The sequence below is a fragment of the Campylobacter sp. B0100352/1 genome (genome assembly GCF_020135855.1).
Lineage (GTDB): Bacteria > Campylobacterota > Campylobacteria > Campylobacterales > Campylobacteraceae > Campylobacter_D > Campylobacter_D taeniopygiae.
The window spans coordinates 1-1765 of the sequence record NZ_JACHTP010000060.1; the positions used below are offsets into that span (position 1 = coordinate 1).

Sequence of the window (1765 nt, forward strand, 5' to 3'; positions counted from 1 at the left end):
TGATGAGTTAAATAACATGGGTTATAAACAATTTTATAAAAATAAGAATGTTTATATGGCCGAAGATAATAAGCATATAAAAGAAATATGGCAAGATATAACAGAGGGGGCGGAGGTATTAGAAGACGCAAAAAATGGAATAAAAATGAGAAAATTAGATGATGGAACCGTTCTTAGATTAAGAAAAACATCTAGTTCAGGTGGTTCTGCAATTGATATAGGTTGAAAAAAGCCAAATAATGTAATTCACAATAAGGCAAAAGAAAATGGCGATTGGTAAAGTAATTCATAAATATGGTTCATTTTTTCCTGATTTTGATGAGAAATCAGAGATAAAGCTATTTCTACAAATTCCAAACCTTAATAAAACAGATATTTTAGAATACTTTGAAGATCATTTTTTAGGATCAATTTTTTGGGATGCATGTGAATTTAATGATATATATTGCCCTTTGTTTTTCACAGAAGATGAAAACTTAAAAAATTCCATCAAACCAAATTATAATAGCGAATATGTAGGCATCATAGGACAACTATTCTTAGCAGGATATATAGATTTTGGGATTGATTCAAGATCAGAAGATAAATATACAAGGACAGACTATCCTACTAATTTATCTTACTATAAAGAAGATAAATATCAAGCTTGGATTTATTTTAAAGATAATTTTTTTTATACTAATGCATTTTTAAAAGAAGATGAAGAAGATATTTTAATCTACAAAGATAAAGAATACACAGCAAATACTCTACCCAAACTTAAAAAAGGAGAAAAAGTTTATAGCACAATGTTTTCCACTACTTCTTGGGATATGCCAAGATATTGGAGTGGGTATAATATATGGGTAACAAAGACAAAAAAAGGCACAAAATACTTTAATGAAATTTTAGCCCCTAAGCTTTACAATAAATACAAAGATTTGGAAGTAGAAATTGATGATAAAGGTAATATTATAAGATGGATTGGAGAGATTAATAGGTGATTTTTGTTAATTTTAAAAGATAATAATAAAATACTCAAAAGATAGAACGAAGAGAAATTCCTATAAAAAATAAGAAAACAGGAAAAGTTTCTTACAAGATATAAGTTGGATGATGAAACTAATCTTGTATATAGAACGGATTTTGGAAGTAACGGAGAGGTAATTAATATTTATGATAAAAATCCAAAGATTAATAAAACTATTCATGCCAAGAAATAAAGCGGTGAAAATTAAAGTGATATACGCAATGGGCAATCCTATCTTTCTTTATAGAGGGATGGATAAAACAGGTTATGAAAGTGATGAAATTTTAAACAAGGTATTAGAGAATAATGGGAAATATTTTTTTAAAATGGATTTATTTTTAGACTATTTAAAACATACCTCAAAAACAGATATTTTGTTAGCATTTGAATATTTATTTTTAAAACTTATTGACAATGAATTTTTTGCAAGACATGAAACAGATAGAAATATCGTTCAAACTTATACTATTGACAATCTTAACAACCCTTTCTCTTTAAATACTCCTAAACCTACTTACATTAGTGAATATATTAACATCATAGGACAACTTTTTCTAGCAGGATATATAGACTTTGGTTCTTATCGTGATGAAGATAGAAATAAAATAGACTATCCTACTAATTTATCTTATTATAAAGAAGATAAATATCAAGCTTGGATACATTTTAGAGATAACTTCTTTTATCAAGAAAAATTTATTAGAGATTTAGATGACGATGTTATTGTGGATGGTTATAGCACAATGTTTTCCGATA

General features: G+C 26.9%; 3 protein-coding genes. All 3 read left to right on the forward strand.

Features of this window, described 5'->3' with window-relative positions:
- On the forward strand, positions 1 to 226 hold a 226-nt coding region (locus H2279_RS08445; protein WP_337196269.1), incomplete at its 5' end, for a hypothetical protein.
- A 40-nt stretch (positions 227 to 266) separates the two neighbouring features.
- Positions 267 to 983: a hypothetical protein gene (locus H2279_RS08450; protein ID WP_137624585.1), complete on the forward strand. Its 717-nt coding sequence runs from the start codon at positions 267 to 269 to the stop codon at positions 981 to 983.
- Between the two features lie 205 nt (positions 984 to 1188).
- On the forward strand, positions 1189 to 1765 hold a 577-nt coding region (locus tag H2279_RS08455; protein WP_337196270.1), incomplete at its 3' end, for a hypothetical protein.